Below are 24251 nucleotides of genomic sequence, written 5' to 3' on the forward strand. Positions count from 1 at the left end.
ATTTTAGCGGCTTTCGTTATTTATATGTTGAGACCTGCTATCTGCGTCCTGAAGAAGACCTGGTAGAGCTGTTTTCATTGTCTCTCGTTGATGCTACAGACCCGCTGTTCCTTGAGCTGGATGAGCTTTGCGATCTCACTGCGGCGTTACTTCTCGAACTCGAGCCGGAAGAGCGCTGTGACCTTACTGTTGCTTCATTGCTTCTGGATGAAGAGGACGAACTGCTGCTTCTGCTTACGTTGGCATTCCGGCTTTTGGATGTTTGCTGAGGTGCTACAGTTCTCGAAGAACCACCGTTTGATGAGCGTGAATTGTTTATTTCGCGGGTTGAGTTGCTGCTTCGGGCCGGAGTATTCCGGTTGTTGTCCGGGCGGTTGTTTATTGCTTCACGATTTGAAGTTCCTGCGGTCCTTGTGGTTGCGTTTCTGTTTACTTCGCTGCTGCGTGCACCGGAGTTAACCGTTCCTCTTGTTGCCGGGCTTGTGTTCCCCGATCTCGAAACATTTCCGCCTCCGCCGCTCCTCGAGTTCCCCGGGGTGTATACGCTTACAGATCTGTCGTTAACCGCTGTCCTGCCTGAACGTCCATTCGTTTCCAATGTGCGTACATTCACGCTTCTTCCGGTAGTACTGCGGTATTCGTTGGCGGTGGGGCCGCTATAGTAGCGGTTGTTGTTGTAAACATAGGTGTTGTTTATGATGGTGGTTTTGTTGTAAATGTTGTGGTGGAAATTTCTTCCGGGATAGTATCTGTGCATGTTTCTATGATACATATACCTGTTCGGTAAGAAAACCCAGTAGTTTATAGGCAGATTGATGTGTATGTTGATTCCCATCCTGGGACCCATGGGAGCCCATCCGTAGTATCCGCCGCCAGTTCTCCAAGTTACCCAGGCAGGTGCCCACTCATATCCGGGAATCCAAGCCCATCCGTAGTAGTCATCGTAGAACCACCGTCCGTAGTGGAAAGGTGCCCAGCCCCAGGAAAAATCGGATACCCAGGTGTTTCCGTAGTTGGTCATCACCCAATATCCATTGGTCGCATAGGGGTGGAAATTGCGTCCCACTCGTGGTATCCAGATCTCACCGTAACTGCTGTGTCTCATCCATCTGCCGTGAGGTCGCAGGGTATTATAAAAAACCTGAATGCTTACTCCGTCCCGGTTATCGTAGTTGTTATCACCGTAATAATAGTCATCATCACCGTAATAGTCATCATCGTCGTAATAACCGTAATCCCTGTCGTAACCGTTTTGAGCATAAGCCCCGCCTTGAAGAGCCATGCAGGATGTAAGTAATGTTGCTACAAGGGCGATCAAGATGGTGTTTATTAACTTTTTCATATCTGTAAGTATTAATGGGTGAAACATCGTTTTGTTTACCTTTAAGACAAACAATACGACGGATGGTTTAACGATTGGCATTTATTTTCCGCAAAGGCAATGGAGCATCCTATTATAGCAATGGTTTTTTTGTGCGTTATGTTAATCGGCCTGATGCTATTTCGGTATTTGCTTTCTATATTCCGATGGCGTCATGCCTTCCATTTTCTTGAAAACCCTATTGAAGGCCGATTTGGAGTTGAATCCACTATCGTAGGCAATTCCAAGTATGGATAAATTTTGAAATTCAGGATTGCCTATTTTAGCTTTTACTTCTTCTATCCGGTACCTATTGATAAAGTTGAAAAAATTTACACCGAATTGGTCGTTTATTACCCGTGAGAGGTGGTGTGAAGGCACATCAAGTGTTTCTGCCAATTGAGGAAGTGACAGGTCGGGATTGAGGTACGCTTTTTCCGTTTCCACAAAATGACTGATCTTTTCTGCACAATCGTTCAATTCCTCTTCGGTCATAGGGATGCCTGCATATTTTCCCTTGTTTTTATCGGCGGTTACGTAGGTGTTTTTCTCTTCGATAACTTCCTGCGGAAAGATTTCCTTTTGCTTTAATCCGAAATATCCGATAAGAATAACAAAAAGGGACAAAGAAAGAGAAATGCCATCGGTACAGAATGCCAGTGAAAACAGGTGAAAGATGTGATGAATGGTTGTTGTAACCATCAGCATCGTCCAGACAATTCCGAAAGAGTAAACAAGTTTCCGGAGCCAATTGAGGTTGACGTTTGTGTCGGAAGAGAAGTTGTTGAAGATATTAATATCCAGTTTTTTGAACAATTGAATGGATGAAAGAAAATAAACAGGCCCGGATAAAACCGTCAGTGTTAAGAAAAGGTTGAAAAGAAAAGGCGGTTTGGAAGCATGTTCCACATGATCTAACCGGATTCCTTCGGAGATACCCGGAAAAAAAGAGGCGATAAGCAGGTACAGGTTAAACAGCAGAAAGGGGAGAAAATGCAGTAGCCTTCCGGTGTTTAACCTGAAGCTATGCTGAATAAGCGAGGAGATATACAGGTACAAAAAAGGACCGTTCAGCATCAGCAGCGAAACAAAAGAGGCCGAAAGCAGGTGGTAAGCGGTAAACAACTTATGCGAGAAAAGCCCGTAAAAACCTGTATAGAAACCCAGGTAAATCAGCCAACAAAAAAGAATTTTGTCGTGCCTGGCCATCTTTTTCTGAAAAAGCAGCAATGCAAAAAAAATAGCGTTGAATCCCGCGATTAAAAACAGGTAGTGCATCTTTTAAGCTGGATAAAGAATGTAAGAAAACCCCACAACTTGTTTTCGAGGACTAATAATCAGAAGAGCAACTCTTACTTAAATACCTGGTCAATCCCCGAGAACCCCATAAAGGCCATTGCGATAATTCCGGCAGTAATCAGGGCAATAGGAATACCCTGCATGGCTTTTGGAACTTTGGTCAGGGAGAGTTGTTCCCGGACACCCGAGAAAATAATCAGGGCCAGTGCAAAACCGAGCGAAGTAGCAATGGCAAATACTACCGATTGCAGCAGGTTGAAATCTTTTTGAATAACCAAAATTGCAACACCCAGAATAGCACAGTTGGTGGTGATTAACGGCAGAAAAACCCCTAACGCCTGGTACAATGATGGCGAAACCTTTTTCAATATAATTTCTACCATTTGTACCAAAGCAGCAATAACCAAAATAAAAGAGATGGTTTGCAGGTATCCCAGGCCGAAAGGATCGAGAATCCCTTTTTGCAGCAAGAAAGTGACAATGGTGGAAATGGTCAGTACAAAAGTAACGGCAAGGCCCATGCCGATGGCGGTATCTATTTTTTTAGACACACCCAGGAAAGGGCAGATTCCCAAAAATTGCGAGTAAACAATATTGTTTACAAAAATAGCAACTATTATAATTCCGATATATTCCATAATCTTCTTTTGTTTTGAGTTTCGCGTTCTCAGCGAAGTTTTTCAATAGGCAACCCAGTTCTACTTTTTCTGCAACTTATTAAACGCCGCGATCAGAAATCCCAGTACGATAAACGCACCCGGTGCAAGCACAAAGATGAGTGAACCAAAATTTTCCGGATAGATGGATAAGGAAAATACTTTCCCGGTTCCCAGTAATTCACGAATAGCGCCCAACAATGTGAGCGCCAGGGTAAATCCCAGACCAATACCGAAACCGTCGAGAGACGATGCCAAGACGTTGTTTTTGGACGCAAACGCTTCAGCACGTCCTAGCACTATACAGTTTACCACAATAAGTGGAATGAAAATCCCCAGGCTCGCAGCTAAGGCTGGAACGTAGGCGTTCATCACCATCTCCACCATTGTTACGAAAGCGGCAATTACCACAATGAATGCCGGAATGCGCACCATATCGGGAATAAGGTTTTTTAATGCAGAGATGGCTGCATTGGAACAAATCAACACAAACATGGTTGCCAATCCCATACTCATTCCGTTGATTGCTGAACTGGTTGTTGCCAGGGTAGGGCACATTCCCAACAAAAGCACAAACGTGGGGTTCTCTTTAATAAGCCCGTTTACAATGACTTTTAAGTTGTTATTCATGACTCTCTCCTCCTTCCTCTTCCTGGTTGCTGTCAGGATTGTTTTGTTTTGTGGCACTTGAATCAACATCACTTTTCTTATAAACCATATATGCTCTGTTTATGGCTTCCAGGAAAGCACGCGAGGTGATGGTGGATGCGGTGATGGCATCGATTTGTCCGCCGTCTTTTGAAACACTTAAATTTCCTTCCGACAGGTTTCTGCCAACCACAACCTGATTGGGCCTGGCTGTATCGCGAAACCAGTCATTCATCTTTGATCCCAGTCCCGGAGTTTCGGCGTGCGAAAGAACAGCGTAATTGACTACCCTGTCTTTGGTGTCAAAACCCACCATTAACTGTATATTTCCGCTGAATCCGTTGTTAGAATAAGTGTTTATAGCAAAACCGACAACCTCGTCACCTTTTTTGGCAGGATAAACCAATAACGAGTCGCCATTGGGTGTCGCCATTTTGTAGGCTTCTTCAACCGGATTATTGTCGAATTCGGGAACCACTTCTTTTATTGCGTTTTCTAATTTTAATGCCTTGGCTGCTGCTATGGGTTTGGCAGTCATTTTGTTCACTTGCGCCAGTAAAACCGCTACCACTAAACTGATTATGGATAACGAAAGGAACATATTTTTGAATGTAGATTTTAATTTAGCCATTTTTCACTACCTCCCCGAATCTTTTTGGTGTTGTGTAATTATTGATCAGCGGAGTAAAAGCGTTCATCAGCAAGATGGCAAATGAAACCCCTTCCGGGTAAGCACCCCACAATCGGATAGAAACAGTTATCAATCCGATGCCTACGCCATAAATGAGCATCCCCGACTTTGTCATTGGCGACGTTACATAATCGGTTGCCATAAAGATGGCTCCCAGCATTAACCCTCCTGAGAACAAGTGGATAAGCGGGTTGAACATCGGAATAGGATTAAAGATAAACAAGATTCCCGTAAACAGGGCTACCGACAGGATAATCGATACCGGGATGTGCCAAGTGATGATTTTTTTCCACAACAGATACGCCAATCCCAACAAAAGAGCCAAAGCGCTCATTTCCCCGATGGACCCACCTTCAAACCCCAGGAACATATCCTTTATTGCAGGCAATGAATCGGGATTGAATCTCAGGTTTGATAAAACGGTTGCCGATGTTACTGCATCCGTTGTTGAGCCAACACTAGGTGTAGGCCACGTGGTCATTTGTGCCGGAAAGGAGATCAACAGGAAGATACGCCCTGCAATAGCAGGATTAAAGATATTATTTCCCAATCCGCCGAACGACATCTTTACCACACCGATGGAAAAAAGTGCCCCAAGTGCCAAAATCCACACCGGTAGGTTGGACGGTACGTTGAATGCCAGTAATACACCGGTGATTATGGCAGAACCATCGAAAACCGAAGGCTCCGTTTTCAGGATGAACCTGGCAATGAGGTATTCAAATCCCACACAGAATAATACCGACAGAGCCGTGATTATCAAAGCATCCAGTCGGAACACATATATTGCGACCAGAAACGCCGGGATAAGTGCGATCAGTACGCCGTACATGTTTTTTTCGATACTGTCTCCACTGTGCACATGCGGTGATGGGGAGACGATTAGTTTGTTGTTCATATTACCCCTGAATCCCCGGAAAGGGAATTGAAATATTATTTATTTGTTAGTATTTAGTTCTAATTTTTGCCGTTCTCAAATCACAAAACCGAAATCAGTTTTTTCTTGCTCTGATGTTCCCCATCACCTTGCCTTTTCCCAGGCGGATATAGTCGAGCAGAGGACGGTCGGACGGACAGGTATAGCTGCAAGAGCCGCATTCGATACAATCGGTTATGCGCCCTTTTTCGGCCCTGTCCCATTCACTGTATTCTGTCAGAGTCATTAAAAGTGTCGGATTTAAACCCATCGGGCATACATGTATGCACTTGGTGCAACGGATACAGTCTTTCATCCTGTCTCGTTTCGACTCGAACGTGGGGATAATCAGTATTCCCGAGGTACCTTTGGTTACAGGAATTTCCACACTCGCAATGGCTTTTCCCATCATAGGGCCGCCACACACTATTTTTCCGGTTGTTTCGGGCAACCCTCCTGCTATATCGATCAGGTTGTTTACGGGAATTCCCACCCGGGCAAGCACGTTGCACGGGTTTTTGACATCTTTTCCGGTAACGGTGACTATGCGCTCCACGAGCGGTTTGTTTTTCTGGACAGCTTCGTAAACGGCAAAAGCTGTTCCCACGTTTTGCACGACCACGCCTACCGAAATGGGAAGCGCGCCGCTAGGGACCTGACGACGAACAACGGCATCGATCAGCTGTTTTTCACCGCCTTGTGGATATTGTACCTTTAACGGTTGTATGGTAATTCCCGGGTACGATTTGGCTGTAGTAGTGAATTTGGAGATAGCGTCTTTTTTGTTGTTCTCGATACCGATGACCGCTTTGTCCACGTTGATGGCTTTCATCAGTATGGTTGTTCCTACCAGTATTTCTTCGGTTCTCTCCATCATCAGCTGATGATCGGATGTGAGATAAGGCTCACATTCAACGGCGTTAACGATAAGTGTTTCGGCTTTTGTTCCTGGTGGTGGAATCAGTTTTACGTGAGTGGGAAAAGTGGCACCTCCCATACCCACTACACCAGCCTCGGAAATCTTGTCGATAATTTCCTTTGAAGAAAGTGTACATTCTTTTACCAGAGTTTCAGAACAATCAATCTTTTCCTCCCACTGATCACCTTCAACTTGAATAAACACGGCGTCGCGTTTATATCCGCTGACGTCAAGAGCTTTATCAATTTTAAGTACAGTCCCCGAAACAGACGAGTGAATGTTTGCAGATACAAACCCTACCGTTTTTCCGATAAGGGTCCCTACTTTCACTTTGTCGCCTTTTTTAACCACAGGCTGGCACGGAGCGCCAATGTGCTGGGTAAGCGGAATAATAACTTGTGCAGGTATGGCAATGGGTTGAATTGCTTTTCCGGCGGAAAATTTATTTTCTTTAGGGTGGATTCCCCCGATACGAAATGTTTTTAACATAGAACTCCTGGATCTCCTTGATGAGAACTTTTTTGGGATGAGTTTTTTATTTGAATTAAGCGTTTACCGTCGCTTCTTCCTTAACAGCAGGAGGTGTTTCTTTCCTCGGCGGGAAGTTGAGCTCCAATATCGAGTTTGTTGGACAAACCGGAACGCACTTACGGCATAAACGACATTTGTCATCGATGATGAACGCCAGGTTATTTTCGATCGTAATGGCTTCAAACGGACAAGCCTGTTGGCATTTGGAGCAACCGATACAAGCTACATTACAAGCTTTCCTGGCAACAGCGCCTTTGTCTTTGTTTACGCAACTGACATAAATACGGCGCGATTTAGGGCCCTGCTTCCGCAACTCGATAATGTCTTTCGGGCAGGCTTTAACGCAAGCTCCGCAGGCAGTACATTTGTCCTCCACCACTTCGGGCAGCCGGGTTATAGGATTGATATGGATGGCATCAAACGTGCACGATTCTTCGCAATCGCCTAATCCCAGGCATCCGAACGAGCAGCCGGTGTCTCCACCGTAAAGCGCTGCAGCAATGGCGCAGTTGGAAGACCCATCGTATAAATTCAACTGCGGACGTTCATCGCACGAACCGCTACACCTGACAACCGCAATCTTTTTTGCGGAGGTGGCAACCGTTTTTCCCAATATTTCGGCAACCTTGTCCATTGTTTCTTGTCCGCCAACAGGGCAGTACAGATCGTCCATGGTTTCGGCCTTCACGCAAGCATTGGCAAACGAGGCACATCCCGGGAAGCCGCATCCCCCGCAATTGGCTGCAGGAAGCGCTTCCTGCACCTCTTCGATACGGGGATCCTCTTCCACGTGAAATTTTCTTCCCACAAAATAGAGAATGGCGGCGCTTCCGGCTCCGATTGCTCCTAATGTGGCTACAGCAGAAAGTAATACACTCATATTCTAAGTATCAATGGTAGTTTTTGATAGTAAATTTAAAAGAATTGGCCATTTTATGACGTAAAAAATAAAGTACCAGGTAATAGGGCACCAATGCAAGGATGGAAGCGGTAGCGGCTTCCGTTTCTCCCCACTTCCAAAAAGAGGTGGCAAGTATTATTGTCAGAACAAGAATAAAAACAGGAATAACAAAAGCCCACAAAACCGCTTTATAGCCCATTGATTCTTTTCCCTCAATAATTACAAGGTCATTTATCTTATATTTCCCCGTAACATCCGTCACTTCTACCACTTTCTCCTTCGAGTCTGCCGCCATACATGCTCCTTTCGCATGACAGGTACTGCAAGCCGATTGTTGTATGATTTTAACGGATATTTTCTTGTCCGATATACTTGTTATGATTCCCTGGTGTTCAATCATAAAAATGACTTTCTGTCATCTATTTCCAGAATGACGCTGCAAAATTAGGTATAATTTTTGTGATTTTGTTGCTTGTTTCTGTTATTTAACGATTGAGATATTTTCTCCTTCAGAAAAATGTCGGATATAATTCTTATTTTTGTGATCGATAAAGTCATCTATTGACGGATTTTATTCGCAGGCTAGAGCAATTAAACGGTAAAAGAACAAAACATATAATAATGAAAAAGACACTTTTATTCCTCTATTTCGTAAGCAGCATTTTGCTGTTAAATGCACAAAATTACACATTAAAAGACATCGTCGAAGGCCGATTTACGGCAAAAGATATCCGGCAGATGGAATCTTCGGCCGATGGGATGCATTACTACCAGATGGACCCGGGAAACACGGCGGTTATTAAGTTTTCCTATACTACCGGAGATGCGGTGGATACGCTTTTCAACACGCGTCGGGCACGAGAATGTACTTTTGACACATTTCAAGGATTTCTGGTGAGTCCGGATGAAAACAGGGTGTTGGTTTACAGAGAAAAGGAACAGATCTACCGCCACTCGTTCAAGGCAACTTATTACTATCACGACGTCCGTCGCAACCTGGTACGTAAACTTACGCAGAATCCTTCCAAACAGATGATCCCTACGTTTTCTCCCGACGGGAAAATGCTGGCTTACGTGAGCGAAAACAATATCTGGCTTGCCAAATTCGATTTTGATACAGAATCTCAGGTTACCAAAGACGGTGAAACCAACAAAGTTATCAACGGAGCCACCGATTGGGTTTACGAAGAAGAATTTGCTACCACCCGGTTAATGGAATTTTCACCCGATAGCAAGTTATTGGCTTTTGTTCGTTCAGATGAGTCGCAAGTCCGTCAATATCAGTTTCAAACTTTTAACCAGGAACTTTATCCCGGGTTTTATACCTACAAATACCCCAAGCCGGGCGAGAAAAACTCATCAGTAGAATTGCGTGTTTTTGATATCGATGCCCGTACGACCCGTAAAATGGATGTCCCTTTGGATCTAGACGGTTATATACCGCGGATAACTTTCACCGGAAATGCCGAAGAACTGGTGGCTATGACCCTGAACCGCAATCAGAACCGGTTTGATATGTTTTTTGTAAATCCAAGAACAACAGTTGCTAAACTCATTCTTAGGGAAGAAAACAAATATTACGTTGATGCTGAACTGCTCAACGGAATCCATTTCTTACCCAACCGTTTTACATACGTGTCGGAAAAAGAGGGATACAGCCATATTTATATTTACGGTTACACGGGAACGTTGCAAAAAAAGCTGACTACGGGCCCTTTCGATGTGACAAATCTCCTGGCGGTGGACGCGCAGACCCAAACGGTTTTCTATGAGGCTGCCGATGAAAGTCCCCTTCGCCGGAATATCTACAGGGTAAATATTGATAAGGGTCAACCGCAAAAGCTATCCGTGCGGCAGGGTTATAATAATGCGTCGTTCAGCAGTAACGGCAAGTTTTTCATCAACCGGTTTTCGGATACCCATACACCCACCCTCATTACTGTACATGACGCCACCGGTAAGGAACTTCGCGTCCTCGAAGATAATAAGCAGGCGGCGGCCCTGTGGACATCTGCACAATTCCCTAATAAAGAGTTTATCAGCATCCCTGCCGCCGATGGCATCACACAGTTGAACGGTTGGATTATTAAACCCCGTAATTTTGATGCCTCTAAAAAATATCCGGTGGTTATGATACAGTACAGCGGCCCTAATTCGCAGCAGGTGCTGGACCGGTTTGGTGCAGACTGGCACTACGCTCTGGCGAACGAAGGTTTTTTGGTTGTATCGGTTGACGGACGGGGAACCGGCGCGCGCGGCGAAGAGTTTCGAAAGCAAACCTACATGAATTTGGGTATAAAAGAGTCGGATGATCAGGCATCCGCTGCACGCTATCTGGCTACACTTCCTTATATAGACGGTAGCCGTATTGGCATCTGGGGTTGGAGTTACGGAGGCTACAATGTTTTGATGAGTATGAGCCGGGGGAATGGTGTTTTTAAAGCAGGAGTAGCCATTGCACCTGTGACTGATTGGCGGTTTTATGACACTGTTTATACCGAACGTTTTATGCGGACACCGCAACAGAATGCATCGGGATACACTGCTGGCTCGGCGGTTGCTCTTGCTTCGCAGTTACAGGGAAAGTTGTTGCTCATCCATGGAACGACCGATGATAATGTCCATTTTCAGAACGCCATAGAGTATTCGCGGGCATTAATCGCTTCCGGTAAACATTTCGACATGTTTTACTTTCCCGATAAAGATCATTTTATCTCCGGCGAAAACTCTCGTTTGTACCTATACGAAAAAGTAATTGAGTTTTACAGGAAGAATCTGTAAAACGTATGTAGAAACTTGTGTACCCGTACAATTGTAGTGTGGTGCTTGTCCTGACGGAGTGATGGTTAGTCGTTCCGTCAGTTTTTTATGACCTGAGGGAAAGCCGTAATTTTTTGTATCCCTAAAACAAAAAACTCAGCTGGGTGTTATTATGACAGGTTTAAAAATTGATTTAAAGCAGTTTTGCATCAGGATACAATGAAGCAATTTCTTCAAAACAGTTTCTGAATCACGATTTTTTTTAAGCTGATCGAATTTCGATTATGGGAGAAGGCAGTATAATCATAAAACAATTTAGAAACCCAGCCTACGGACTCGTTCCGTTACTTGTGTTTACGATTCTTTTAGGATGGGTAAATGCAGGAACAGCTATGTGTATTGCGTTGGGATTATCATTGGCAGGTGTTTTCCTGGTTCGGAAACACAGCCGGATGTTGTATGATATCTCGGCCATCACGTTTTCCGTTGCACTTTTATTGCTTCTTTTTTATCATCCGCTTGATACGTTTGGAAAATTTGTGATTGTTGAAGTAATCTTTGTTGTAGCATTGATTATATCCCGTTTACTTCGTACCCGGGTAATATTGTTGCTGTCAAAAAACAAAAAACCCAACGTCAGGAACTACCTGTCGGAATCTTTTCGGGTTGCTTTTCAAGTACAGTATGCGTTCTTTTTCCATTTGTTACTGATATTGGTATATTTTACCGTTTCAACAATCAAGACTCCTTGGATAAGTAAACAGGAGATTATACTGATCGCGCAACTTATCCTGCTGACCATAATCTTTCTGAAGGTTATCCGGTTTTTGTTCTTAGATAAAAAACTGCGAAAAGAGGAATGGCTCCCCGTGGTAACAGAATCGGGAGAAGTTACCGGGAAAGTGGCGAAATCCGTTACGAAAGAGATGAGGAATAAGTTTATGCATCCGGTGGTGAGGGTGGCATTGATAAGTAACGGCAAAATTTACTTGAAGAAGCGCGATGCTTCCCGATTACTAAACCCGGGAGCCCTCGATTATCCATTTGAAAAATACATGCAGTATAATCACGATATAAATGAAGCGGTCCATAACACGATTAGTAAAGAAATTGGAACCAAGGATATTCCATTACGTTTCTTGCTTAAATATATTTTCGAAAACAGCAACACCAAGCGTTTGATTTTTTTGTACGTTTCTATTATCGACGATGAGGAAAAGTTCAACAAATTGCAATTGCGGGACGGAAAACTATGGACAGAAAAGCAGATTGAAGATAACAGAAACTCTCATATTTTCTCCGAATGTTTTGAGCTTGAGTTTGAATACCTGAAGAATACAGTCTTGCTGAATTATAAACTAAAACCTGCTGAAACGTCGTGTTGAAACATCCTCAACTCCGCCTTAATCTAAGTTAAAATGCCTTTTTCCCATCCTTAAAAATTAAATTTTTAGTAATATTGCACGTTTAACCGACACTATCGGTAAAATCAAATGAAATTAGCAAAGAAAATTGTCCGGATTTTTGCCATTATTATCGTTTGTGTAATAGTATTGAATATTATACTTTTTCTGACATTCAATATCCCATCCGTTCAAAAATTTGCTGCTGATTTTGCTATTGGGAAACTTAAACCCAAAGTAAAAACCGAAATGTCCATTGACAAGATTCGGATCAAACTCTTTAATAGTGTTGAAATCGGAGGTTTATATGTAGAAGACCAGGAGAAAGATACGTTGTTGTTTGCCGATAAATTATCCGCGCGCATAAATATCTGGAATTTATTGGACAATCATTTGTCTATCGAGTCGGTCCGTTTGGATAATTTTACCGCAAAAGTATATAGGGAATCTAAAGACACAACTTTTAACTTCCAATTCATCATTGATGCATTTGCGCCTACCGACACGTTAAAAAAGAAATCCGAAAAAGCTCCCCTTAAGATTTCCATAAACGACATTAAACTTTCCAACGGGACGCTGCGTTACGATATCCTTTCAAGGCCGGAAGCTCCGGGAAAGTTCAATCCCGATCACTTTTTCGTAAAAAACTTCAATCTCAATGCGGACATTTCATCGCTCGACATCAAACATCTTGTCGCGGATATCCAAACCTTGAGTTTTGATGAACAAAAAGCGGGAGTAAAAGTGTATGACCTACAGGGTATGGTTCGCTCAGACGGCACAAAACTGTGGAGCGACAGACTCTCGCTCACGCTGAATAATTCTCACTTGGATGTAAGCAAAGCCGTTTACGATATAGACAGCAAAGCATTTAACCTTACGGCTAAAAGTGATTGGATTGATCCGAAAGACGCGGCTGTTTTTTCAGATAAGCTCACGCACCTAAGCAAGCCTTTTGCTTTTGATGCCGATTTGGAAGGGAAAATTCCACAAGCTGAGATTAAAAACCTGACAGCCAGGTACGGCAATCAAACGGCTTTTACGGTGAATGGACTGATATCCGATTTCTCAAAATACGGAGATGCCGATATTAGTGTGGATATCACTAATTTCAGAATGAGCGTACAGGATTTGCAGGATTTTATCCGTATTGGTGCACCTGCTTTTGTACTTGGCCCACAACTGGAATCGTTGGAAAATATAGAGTTGACGCTGAAAGCGAAAGGCCGTATGAGTAATTTCAATGTTGTTACTCAGGTAAACACATCTCCCGGAAGCTTTTCGTTTAATGGAAAGGGTAGTACCGACAGCAAGTTCGAAAATATCAACGTTGATGGCCGGCTGGTAACCGAAAACCTGCAAATCGGTAAAATAATAGGTGAAGAAATTGGCGTTGATGATCTTTCTCTCCATACTTTTGCCGAAGTAAATATCAAGAAAAATGAACTACCAAAGATATCTATCGATGGCAATGTCGGATCGGTATTTTACAAAGGCTATCCATATCGGGATTTGACTGTAAGTGGCGTCTACAACGGGAATGACAATAGTGTTGGTGGCCGGGTGTTTACGGATACCGAAGACAATAAACTCGATTTATACGCTAATATTGGTTTTGGAAATCAAATGAGGTTTGATGTACAGGGAACCATCGATAAACTTTTTCTATCGCCGCTTATAACGGTTGAAAAGTGGGAGAATCCTTACCTCACTGCCCGTATTAATGGAAAACTTCAAGGGCAAAACATTGATGATCTCGAGGGAAATGTGGTGATTGACAGTACTTCCCTCTACGATGCCAATTTTATTTACAACCCAGGTCCGATTTATCTTCAGGCGCTTTCGGCTGATGAGGCGGGTGAAAAGAAGATACAGGTACTTTCCTCCATCGTAGAAGGAGAAATATCCGGGAATTACAGTTTTGCAACTATCGGTACCGAGTTGATGAATGCCCTGCATCCACACTTACCTACGTTGATAAAAGAACCTCCAAAAAAAGCAGCGGAGGTAGGGACGAATTTTTTCAGGTTTAATTTTTTACTGAAGAATACCGAAGATATTTCGTATGCCTTGTCGCTTCCCTTTATAAACGTTGAACCAGCAACCGTTACCGGTACTGTGGATATGGTAAACTCAAAATCGGTACAGTTAAGCAGCCATATTCCGCGATTGATGTTTGGGCAAAACGAAATCCGCGAGAGCAAAATAGATGTAAATCTAGGTGTGTTATCGGGAGCACGTGTAAATGCTAATACCTATCTTGTACAGGAAAACGGTCATATTAATGCAAGGTTGGATACCCGGGCAATAAGTGATTCAGTTATAAACATATTGCATATCAATGTAAATAACAAAGTGGCTAAAGCTGACGGAAGCCTGAATATATCTATGGGTTTCCGGCGTGATCTAGAAGATAATCCGGTATCGGATATTTCCATTAATTCCACTCAGGTTGTGTTTAATGGAAAGACAATCAGTATTGTCCCTTCATCTGTTGTTTACGAAAAGGAAAAAATTACCGTAAACAATTTTGAAATACGGGAAAACGAAATGTTATTGTTGGGAATAGATGGTGTGGCATCGAAAAAACGGGAAGATGCCATTCGGGCGTTTTTCAACAATACTGAAGTAGAAACCATTTTGGCCGCATTTAATATTTCAACGTTTAAAGGCTCAATCAATGGGGGAGTGATTGTTAACCAGGCTTTAGCAGACCCACTTATTCAAACGGACAATTTCAGAATTGAAAATATACGAACCCAGACGGATACCATCGGAACACTAGCTATTGAAGGAAACTGGGACGTGATTAAAAAAGGACTTTCGTTAGATGCCAGTATAAAGAACAACGGTGATAACTACCTTGCCGTTGCCGGATTTGTACCTATGGGTAGTGAAAATCCAATGGATGTGGATATAAAAATAAACGATTTGCCGTTAGCCTGGGTGCAGCCTTTTGCGGTGTCTACCTTTAGTCAGCTGTCGGGAACAATAAACTCCAATATAAACTTTTCCGGCAAAACAAATGCTCCTATAACTGAAGGTTGGCTAGGTATTGACGAAGGAATAATGACGGTTGCATTTACGAACGTGACATACAATGTATCAGATACCATCAATATTTCGCCAAAAAATATCGGTCTTAATAATTTGGTTATTAAAGATAACAATAATCATGAGGCTCGCTTGAACCTCTCGTTAAGCCACAATAACTTTGATGGAATGACATACAATGTCAGTGTATATATGGCCGATTTTCTCTTGTTGAATAACGAGCAAAGGACGGATGAAATAGCTTACGGTACGCTGAGATTAAGCGGAGACATCAACATAAACGGCTCCTCGTCGGGAATATACGGAAATGCAAATTTGAAGAATGAAAGCCGGTCGAATATCAGGATTGAATTACCACAAACCGCTCAGGCAGAAAAGTACAGCGGTATCATTTACATAAATACTCCGCAGGATGTGGATACGCTTTCGTTTCTTAGAAAAAGAGAGAACGATAACGTGAATGCACGCATCAATACACGCCTGAGTACGGGCATTCCTATTAATATACAAGCAATTTTGAATTTAAATCCGCTGCTTGAAGCAGGAGTAGTGATCAATCCGACAACGGGAGATGCTTTGGAGATCAAGGGATCTGGACAGATTCGTGCTAATTTCGATTCTAGGGCCGTGCCGTCCGTTCGTCTGTATGGTGATTATGTTGCCGAGGAAGGAAAATTCAAATATAATTTTCAAAACCTTAAGACCATCGATTTTAATATTCGTGAAGGAAGCACGGTTACTCTTGTCGGAGACCCGATGAGTACGCAATTTAATATTGCTGCATACAATCAGGTAAATGCTGATTTAGCCACGCTCAGCGAAGGCTTCACTACCCAGCTTTCCAATACCCGGACTGCAGTTAACGCCCTGTTGGAGATACAGGGGAATCTGGAGCAGATGAACCTGAAATACGGGATAGATCTTCCCGAGGTTTCTAACGATGTGCGGCAACGATTGAACAGTCTGATCAGTACCGACGAGCAGAAGAACCGCCAGTTTGCCAGCCTTATCCTGACGGGTGGATTTTTCCCTGCCGAGGGCTCCTTGGGTGTGGCTTTGGGTAACAATATGGCTGCTACGCTTGCCGCAGGTCAGCTTACCAAAGGATTGGATGCGCTTCTTGCCGGAGCCCTGAACGATAACTGGACCATAAGCACCAACCTCCAAAGCCGGGATGGAAGTTTTGAAAGTGCTCGAATGGGGTTGGATCTTTCCACACGTTTACTTGATGACCGGCTTCGAATTTCAACAAATCTCAGTTATGGAGACAAAGCAACCACCGCGAGCGATCAGGCATTTATGGGAGAGTTTGAGTTGGAGTACGATATTAATAACTGGCTGATGATACGTGTCTACAACAGGGCGAACCAACGATTCTCCAAACGGGCGCCCACTACACAAGGAACTGGGATTGTGGTGACACGGGATGCCCGAACCTTCAGGGATTTGTTCCGGTTTAGTTTCAGAAAAAAAGAGGATTAGAACAAAGAGCAAAGAACAAAAATAAACAGATGAAATATTCTTTCTGCATATTCCTTGTTTTACTGTTGATTTCGTGCGATGCCACAAAAAAAGTGCCGAGCGGAAGCTACTTGCTGAACAAGGTCGAAATAGATACAGATACCAAAGGAGCCAGTGAGTCGGACCTGAAGCCTTACCTTCGGCAAAAGCCTAACTCGTCGATGTTTATTTTCGGGAAAATAAAATTGCATGCCTATAATATTCCTGAGAATGACTCCACATGGCTCAATCGCCAGTTCCTTAAGTTTGGCGAACCGCCTGTGTTGTACAGCGACCGCCTCACCGGACTTTCGATGGAACAGATCAGGCTGCAGCTGGGTAATAAAGGATATTTAAATGCAGAGGTAGATACGGTAGTAGATAAGAAAGATCGGAAAGCCAGTGTGACTTATAAAGTTACAGGTAATGACCCTTACCTGGTCAGAACCTTCAGGGACTCTATCTATTCTGTCGATAGCACAATATACAAAATACTGGATGAAAAGAAGCTCTTGAATGTGATAAAAGAAGGAGATGCTTTTGATCTGGAGGTACTGGAAAACGGACGAATAAAGATAACCAACGAACTGAGAAACAACGGATATTATAATTTCTCCAAGGAAAACTTCTATTTCCTGGCCGATACCACTGTCGGCACCCATCAGGTGGATTTGACACTGGGATTGAATAATCCTACGGACAGTACTTTGCACAGCAGCTACAGGTTTGGAGAAGTGATTGTAAATAACGGAGTCAGTTCTACCATTCTACAGGACAGTTCCAAGCATTATCTGTTGGATACCGTTCAATACAGGGATGTGAAAGTCGTACAGGAACGGGATAAGTTTATGCGTCCAGCAGCTATTTTTTACAATACCTTTATTCGTCCCACTAGGGTTTATTCCGATCAATTGGTTGAGAGAACCTATTCCTCGCTGAACCGTTTGGGCTCGGTAAGTCAAACGGCAATCAATTTAACACCGGTTGTAGTAAACGATTCTAATTATATTAACGCTAATATTTCCATTTATCCGGGAAATATGCATTTTATGCAGTTTGGTATTGATGGAACACATGCTGCTGGAGACTTGGGTATAGCGACAGATGCAACCTACGAACATAAAAATATATTGAAGGGTGGGGAAACTTTTCGCATCAAGCTGAACGGAGCCTACGAGTTCATCACGGCATCCGATAGCGCCAGCCTTATTGATAAAAGTTATTACGAATACGGTGCGGAAGCATTTTTATCGATACCTCAGCTCCTGTTGCCTTGGGTGATGAAGCAATTGAGAGATCAACCTTCGGCATCTACAGAATTCTCTGTCGGAGTTAATTTTCAAAACAGGAGTGAATACCTGCGCCAGTTTTTCAACCTTTCGTCCCGCCTTCAGTGGGCTCGTCGTAACTGGCAGGTAACCAATGTGGTAGAGCCTCTGGATATTACGTATGTGAGAATGCCCCGGATGAGCGAAAAGTTCAAAAATGCGTATATGAACGATAGCATCAATCCCATTTTAAAAGCCAGTTATGAAGAACAGATGATTGTCCGTACAGCATACAACGTCAGCTATACAAACGTGTCTTCCGGACAGTTACCACCCCGGTTACCCTTTCGTGTGCGTGCCGGAATAGAAGTCGCGGGTTATCTTCCCCGTATAGTGGCAGCGATGGGTGGAACACGAAAGAACACATCGGGCAGGGAAATGTTTTTGGGAATACCTTATGCCGAGTACGTGAAAACCGATTTCGATTTTGCTCCTGCTTACCGGTGGAACGACAAAAATACATTGGCCGGACATATTGCGCTTGGTATGGCTTATCCTTACGGAAATTCCATTGTCCTGCCTTTTGAAAAACGATATTACGGCGGCGGGGCGAATGGTGTGAGAGGATGGAGTACGCGAACACTTGGTCCCGGAACTTATAACAACGATAGTTTAGGTTACGATTTCGCCAACAAGACCGGTGATATTAAATTGGACATGAGCCTGGAGTTTCGAAGAAAATTGACGAAGCTTTTTGAACTGGCCGGTTTTGTTGATGTTGGAAACGTATGGACGATAAAAGATTACAACTCACAACCCGGAGGTTATTTTAGTTGGAACAGTTTCTATAAAGAACTTGCAGCTGCATACGGAATGGGTATCCGGCTCGATTTGAATTTCCTCTTACTGCGCGTCGATCTGGGAATGAAAGCCCATAACCCAGCCTTGCCTGAAGGGCAACGGTGGACTATCTTCAGTCCCGATTTTCACCGTGACTTTGCCTTCCATTTTGCTATCGGATATCCGTTCTGATACCTGGTGCATAGTTTAACGATGAAGGAGGGCTGTCTGCGGAGCTGTTTCCCCACAACTTGTTTGGCGTTTTCCTCATTTCCAGTTCCAATATGCTCCCGTTAATGATATCGTCGTGAGTAAACCAAGGTTTGTTTAAGGTTTTTCCGTTTATAAACGCCTGTTGGATATAGATGTTCTCACCGGTGTTGCCTTTCGCAATTATCCTGAACACTTTTCCGTTCGGCAGATTTATTTTTATCTCGTTAAACACGGGGCTTCCTATATTATAAACCGGGATGCCGGGTGTGACCGGAAAAAATCCCATCATCGACAAAACTACAAAAGCCGACATTCCTCCACCGTCTTCATCTCCGGGTATGCCGAAGATATTGTCCAGAAAGAATGTGTCCAGTAACATCCTTATTCTTTTCTGGGTCTTCCAGGGAACTCCTAAATAATTGTAGATATAGGGAATGTGAAAACTGGGCTCGTTGCCCATAACAAATTGTCCTACAAGCCCCGATGCGTCGGGTTGAGTGAGCCAAAACCTGAACTTCGGCAATCCTAAATCTTCCCGGAAAAGCTGATCTAGTTTTAATTCTGCCGCCTTACGCCCGCCCATCAGTTCAAATAAGCCTTCAAGATCGTGTTTCACATCCCAATTGTAAGTATAGGCATTGTTTTCGGTAAAATACTCTCTTCCTGCAAAACGGGGATCGTAAGGTTCAATCCAGTTTCCCCGTTTGTCTTTCGGCCACATAAACCCACTTTCTGCACGAAACACATTTTTATAGTTCTCCGCCCGTTTTAAAAAAAGGTCTCTTTCTTGCATCAGCTTTAATTCCGAGGCCAGTTGCGCGATACACCAGTCTGAATAGCTGTTGGCAGTTGTGACGGAAACGCTTTGTCGTTTTTCCCAAACGGTGTCTACTGTCGAAACGGTCTCTCTTTCCCCCGGAGGTAGTCCGGGCATATAACCGTTTTCGTTGTAAAAATCGTCCAACACTGTTTTTGGCCCGTTTCTCCACGGTATCAGTGTGGCGTTCAGGGAATTTTTCCTAAGCCCTTCGTAAGCTGTTTTCAGGTCAAAGTTTCTCAACCCTTTGTGCCATGCATCCGCTATCCAGGAAGCGGCAAAATTCCCGGTCATTGCCGGCCAGTCCCCCGTCGCCAAGGCAAATGAGGGTATATATCCGCCCTGCTTGTACATTTGGATATATGAGTTTATCTGGTCGATCTCTCTATCTGGATTCAATATCATGTGCAGAGGTTCCAGCGCTATGTAATTATCCCAAATCCAATTGTCTACGTAAAAAGGGGTGTCGGATGAATGAATCTTATTGTCGTAAGCACTGTAATAACTTCCGTACTCATTGATATCAACCATTCTTTCGTAAGAGCGGTATAAAGCCGTATAGAACACTCTTTTTTGTGCGTCGGATCCGCCCTTGACCTGTATTTGACTCAATGTCTTGTCCCAAACCGCATAGGCATTCTTTTTTACTTTCTCGAAGTCCCATTCCGGAATTTCTTTTAACAGGTTTTTTTTCGCTTGTTCAATGCTGATAAAAGAGATTCCATATTTGAAGGATACTTTTTTGTTTTGTTTTCCTACACCTGCTAGTAACCACATTTTATCCGATGAATTCCTGTATTCTTTGGAAACAATATCCGTATCAGTTTCTCCGTAAAAGAAGATTTTTATTCCTTCAAACTCTTCGAATCCCGAAACATTTCTGGAGTTGCTAACCCATATTTCTCCTTTGTCGTTGAAAATGCCGAACCTTAAATAATGATCCATGTTATTTTTGAAATGAACCTTGAAATAACCGCTCCGGCTTTGAGGTGAGAATTCAAGCAAATCGCCTGATTCCTCGAAGGAGGTGGTGTAGTAGTAGGGGCTGAGCTTTTCCTGAAAATAAGTTAACCGGGTGTTCCATGTTTCCGGATTCTTTTCACCGCTTAACGGCAGGAAGGCAAAAGCCAAGTGCCTTCGATGAGAAGTAAGGGTTAAAGGAAAATTACCTATTTGATCATCGAGATGGTCCCTTCGTTGGGGGAAAAACCTGAGCATGCTGTTGGGCAGGTGCACTGTCGGCCTCGTAGGCTCTAAAATAATTCCGACACCGCCAATCGACGGGTCTACGTAGGGCAGGTTGGATTGGGAAAAGCCTTTCAAAAAAAGGAAAAATAGAGAACTTAAAAACAGATACCTGAACATACTTGTAATTATTTAACGTTTGACGTTTATAGAACTTTTCACCTTTTCAGCCAATTCCTGATCAAATACCGGATCTATTCCGCACACTTTTTGCAATGTATAATCGATTCCCTGAGAGAGGAGTTTTTCAAAAACGATGTCCTGTTCCGACCTGTGGCCGTTTTCATCCGTTGCTTTAAAGAAAAAAGCGTACGACATGGCTTCCAGGATTTTGTCATAAGGCATTCTCAACGGGATGGCCAGACGGATTATTCCCATAAACCTGTCATCGGGGCCTAATTTTCTGGGAATATCCTGTCCAACCCGGAATAGGGTGTCTTTCAACGACCTGTTCCGAAACCTGAATAGTAAATCCTCAATGTGAACGGATAGATCTCTTGGTGTAAAATCGTCTGGATATATTTTCAAAAGAACGGCAGCAGACTGAAGCATAGCCTCCCTTGTAAACTCTATTACGTGTGTGTCTTCCAAAACTTCATAGAGGTAGGTAGAACCGGGATATTTAAAAAAACCATAATAAGCAGCAGTGGCATGTCCCAAATTATGGATAAATGCTTTTCTATCGACCCATGCCCTGATGTTTTCCTTAGGAGCCAACCCCATGACGTCCGGGACTTCGTTCCTGAATCCTTTTTTATCCAGGATCAACTGGTTGTAAGGCTCCGCAAAGACCGATAGAGGATCTTTCTTTATCTCTCCGGCAGTCATAAGGGGAACCATTTTTCCAATACTTGTTTCAACCAGTCCAACATAATCGTGTAGAGGGAAATCGTCCGGGAGATTGTCTTTAAGTTCTTTATAGATCACTTCATTTGCAGAACGCATGTTCTCAGCAATGATGATATCAACCGGACCATTTTCAGAACCTTGAAAACGCTTTATTAATCCTTTGGCAAGTGTGGGAATAATTTTCGGCAACGCATTCTTGCCAACCGATACCGCTATAATGGAAGTGTTTTTTACTTCCTCGGTCACAGCTTCTTGATTGGTACCGTTAATTGCCCTTACGTTGGATATGGTTATCCTTTCCTCTTTGTCTCCTTTAATCACGACGGCATATGACTTCTCGTGGTTTAATAATGAAACCAGTTCCTCATCGATATCGGAAAAGACAACTTCGTATCCCGACAAACCAAACAGTTGCCCGATAAAAGAGCGGCCTATCTTGCCGGCGCCAAAAATTAGGATGGATTTTTTTTCCATAAGTCGTTCGTTATTTAATCTGCTTTTTGTAGTCGTTAAGAACCGGCGTCATAAGTTCGTATTTTTCACCCGGATATTTTTCAAAATAGGTGCCGCCAATATATAAGCATGCGTAACTTCCTGATACTATGCCGAGTGTGGTGGCTGCCTCCAGGTCAAGTTTCATCTTTCCCTCGTTGAGTTGAAACATCAACGAGCCAATCACGCCGCCTACGAAATTATCTCCGCAGCCTGTTGTGTCTCCGTTATAAACCTTTTCTCTTATTCTCTTCGATATAGCGTCGGAAACGGGTAATTCCCGCATTTCAACCCTCCCGAACAATTCATTTCCTGCATACAGCAAAACATTCTTTGCCCCGTTGGTAATGATAACTGCACCTGTTTGCTTCTCAATAAAAAATTGCATGGCTTTTTCAATACTTTTTTCCCCGCTCAAGCGCAATGCCTCATCTCTATCGGTAATCAAAAGATCGATGTTTGGGTAGCTTTCATCGTTTTTTCCCAATGGCCACCTTTTATGTGGATTTGCCTTTTCATTCACGAAGTCGAAAACCGTGTTAACCAGTGTAATGCATCCGTTCTCCTTCGATTGTTGAAGCAACTCAACCAGATTGTCATGTATTTGCGGCACCAGAGCGCTCCCTCCGAATACAACAATGTCCGATTTGAAAAAATTGTTATCCAGGTTTTCGGGAGAATAGTCCCAGGCCGAGCCTATAGAGTTTACAAATACCCTTTCTCCGTGCCCGTTATCGTAACTGGGGTCGGAAAGGACATCGGTTGATGGAGTCAGGTTCCCCATTTGCTTGAAATGACTGATGTTTACCGGAAGTTTTTGCAAGGAGGATAACAGGAAACTCCCGTTTTCGTCAGGCCCGTGACACCCGTAGAACTTGATTTCACTATTCAATCCAAATGTGATCTGGGCAGCATGGATAAGGGCTACGATGCAGGGTCCTCCAACATTGATTTTGTCCGGCGCTCTCCCCGCTGTCAGTTCGTTGAGGATAACTTGAAAATTCTTTTTCGTGTACTCTTCAAATTCCTCTTTCAGTACCAGGTGTCCGGGACTAAGGCCTCCGTCTCCTCTTTTTTTCGAGGAATAAGAAAGAAAAGCATTGGAATAAAAAGATACGTTGTTGTACAGCCTGTCCACCAGGCAGCATCCTGTACCGGATACTGTTATTTTCTTTTTAAGCATTCCTGTTTTACGTTAAGAGAGAAAAGTGTTGTAATCGTTGACCAATAAATAGAGTGGCTTTTCATCTTCGACAATAGTCGGAAATCTTCCGATTATTTCGTGGAAACAGTTATCAGCCGAATCATCGTTTACCATGCTTACCTCCCCGACAAGTACCTTCCCTTTCCCCGGCTCGCCATAGAAGCGATGATACATACCCTGCTCCAGAGAAATACTTTCTCCCGGTGTTAAGACTACTTTTCCTCCTGCTTCCACCCACCCTTTTATACCGTCTTTCTTAAAGTGTACGTCCGTGGTATCAAGTTGGTTGTCAAGGGTAGAATTGTAAAGCTCGATAACCAGGTTTCCTCCGCCCCGGTTAATGATGTCTTCCATTTTTGACCAATGATAGTGCATCGGGGTTTCCTGATTTTCCTCCACGATCATTATTTTTTCGGCGTACGGCTTTTTGTCTACATTGAATTTTCCGTTTCTGATGGTAAACAGAAACAATCCCCGGCTGTGAAAATCTCCTGAACCGAAGTCGGTTATGTCCCATCCCAACATGTTGTTGAAAATTTCTTCCGCATTTTTTCTGTTTTCCCTCCACTCATCTATCGTCCAATAAGCCCAGGGAGGTAACAAAAAATTTTTTTCGTGTAAAAACTCTTTCGCTTCTCTTAAGATCTGATTGATTTCACTTCGTTTCATAAATATAAATTTGATG

At 43.3% G+C, this 24251-nt stretch carries 17 protein-coding genes; 4 read left to right on the forward strand and 13 right to left on the reverse strand.

Annotated elements, in window-relative coordinates; translation table 11 throughout:
* Positions 1–37: 37 nt before the first annotated feature.
* From KCV26_09745 to KCV26_09785, 9 genes are all read right to left on the reverse strand, one after another.
* Positions 38–1342, reverse strand: coding sequence for a hypothetical protein (locus KCV26_09745; protein WZX35607.1), 1305 nt, complete (start codon positions 1340–1342; stop codon positions 38–40).
* Between the two features lie 156 nt (positions 1343–1498).
* On the reverse strand, positions 1499–2638 hold the full coding sequence (locus KCV26_09750; GenBank protein ID WZX35608.1) for a helix-turn-helix transcriptional regulator: 1140 nt from the start codon (positions 2636–2638) through the stop codon (positions 1499–1501).
* Positions 2639–2712: 74 nt separating this feature from the next.
* Complete coding sequence (rsxA, locus tag KCV26_09755; GenBank protein ID WZX35609.1) at positions 2713–3297, reverse strand: electron transport complex subunit RsxA; 585 nt, start codon at positions 3295–3297, stop codon at positions 2713–2715.
* Positions 3298–3357: 60 nt separating this feature from the next.
* Positions 3358–3945, reverse strand: a complete 588-nt coding sequence (locus KCV26_09760; protein WZX35610.1) for an electron transport complex subunit E — start codon at positions 3943–3945, stop codon at positions 3358–3360.
* Complete coding sequence (locus tag KCV26_09765; GenBank protein WZX35611.1) at positions 3938–4594, reverse strand: RnfABCDGE type electron transport complex subunit G; 657 nt, start codon at positions 4592–4594, stop codon at positions 3938–3940. The genes KCV26_09760 and KCV26_09765 overlap by 8 nt, the downstream gene beginning before the upstream one ends.
* The gene (locus tag KCV26_09770) at positions 4587–5552 is read right to left on the reverse strand and encodes an RnfABCDGE type electron transport complex subunit D (GenBank protein ID WZX35612.1); all 966 of its coding nucleotides are present in this window, start codon (positions 5550–5552) and stop codon (positions 4587–4589) included. The genes KCV26_09765 and KCV26_09770 overlap by 8 nt, the downstream gene beginning before the upstream one ends.
* A 94-nt stretch (positions 5553–5646) precedes the next feature.
* Entirely contained in the window at positions 5647–6978 is a 1332-nt protein-coding gene (gene rsxC, locus KCV26_09775) for an electron transport complex subunit RsxC (protein ID WZX35613.1), read from the reverse strand.
* A gap of 55 nt (positions 6979–7033) precedes the next feature.
* Entirely contained in the window at positions 7034–7900 is an 867-nt protein-coding gene (locus KCV26_09780; GenBank protein ID WZX35614.1) for a Fe-S cluster domain-containing protein, read from the reverse strand.
* A 10-nt stretch (positions 7901–7910) separates the two neighbouring features.
* Positions 7911–8321 carry a SoxR reducing system RseC family protein gene (locus KCV26_09785; GenBank protein WZX35615.1) on the reverse strand — a complete coding sequence of 137 codons (411 nt, stop codon included), beginning with the start codon at positions 8319–8321 and terminating at the stop codon, positions 7911–7913.
* Positions 8322–8542: 221 nt separating this feature from the next.
* Here KCV26_09785 and KCV26_09790 point away from each other — a divergent pair, with 221 nt between their 5' ends.
* From KCV26_09790 to KCV26_09805, 4 genes are all read left to right on the forward strand, one after another.
* Entirely contained in the window at positions 8543–10702 is a 2160-nt protein-coding gene (locus KCV26_09790) for a S9 family peptidase (GenBank protein ID WZX35616.1), read from the forward strand.
* A gap of 263 nt (positions 10703–10965) precedes the next feature.
* Positions 10966–12066, forward strand: coding sequence for a hypothetical protein (locus KCV26_09795; protein ID WZX35617.1), 1101 nt, complete (start codon positions 10966–10968; stop codon positions 12064–12066).
* A gap of 108 nt (positions 12067–12174) precedes the next feature.
* Positions 12175–16620 carry a hypothetical protein gene (locus tag KCV26_09800; GenBank protein WZX35618.1) on the forward strand — a complete coding sequence of 1482 codons (4446 nt, stop codon included), beginning with the start codon at positions 12175–12177 and terminating at the stop codon, positions 16618–16620.
* A gap of 29 nt (positions 16621–16649) precedes the next feature.
* A complete protein-coding gene (locus KCV26_09805) occupies positions 16650–18938 on the forward strand; it encodes a BamA/TamA family outer membrane protein (protein WZX35619.1) in 2289 nt (762 codons plus the stop codon).
* Here KCV26_09805 and KCV26_09810 read toward each other — a convergent pair.
* The 4 genes from KCV26_09810 to KCV26_09825 are packed head-to-tail and all read right to left on the reverse strand — an operon-like array spanning position 18919 to position 24235.
* Positions 18919–21141, reverse strand: coding sequence for a GH92 family glycosyl hydrolase (locus KCV26_09810; GenBank protein WZX35620.1), 2223 nt, complete (start codon positions 21139–21141; stop codon positions 18919–18921). The genes KCV26_09805 and KCV26_09810 overlap by 20 nt on opposite strands.
* A gap of 12 nt (positions 21142–21153) precedes the next feature.
* Positions 21154–22344 carry a hypothetical protein gene (locus KCV26_09815; protein WZX35621.1) on the reverse strand — a complete coding sequence of 397 codons (1191 nt, stop codon included), beginning with the start codon at positions 22342–22344 and terminating at the stop codon, positions 21154–21156.
* Positions 22345–22354: 10 nt separating this feature from the next.
* Positions 22355–23545 (reverse strand): carbohydrate kinase family protein, encoded by a 1191-nt coding sequence (locus tag KCV26_09820; protein ID WZX35622.1) that lies wholly within the window; start codon positions 23543–23545, stop codon positions 22355–22357.
* Between the two features lie 12 nt (positions 23546–23557).
* On the reverse strand, positions 23558–24235 hold the full coding sequence (locus KCV26_09825; GenBank protein WZX35623.1) for a D-lyxose/D-mannose family sugar isomerase: 678 nt from the start codon (positions 24233–24235) through the stop codon (positions 23558–23560).
* Between the last annotated feature and the right edge of the window lie 16 nt (positions 24236–24251).

This window comes from Petrimonas sulfuriphila, from assembly GCA_038561985.1.
Classification (GTDB): domain Bacteria; phylum Bacteroidota; class Bacteroidia; order Bacteroidales; family Dysgonomonadaceae; genus Petrimonas; species Petrimonas sulfuriphila.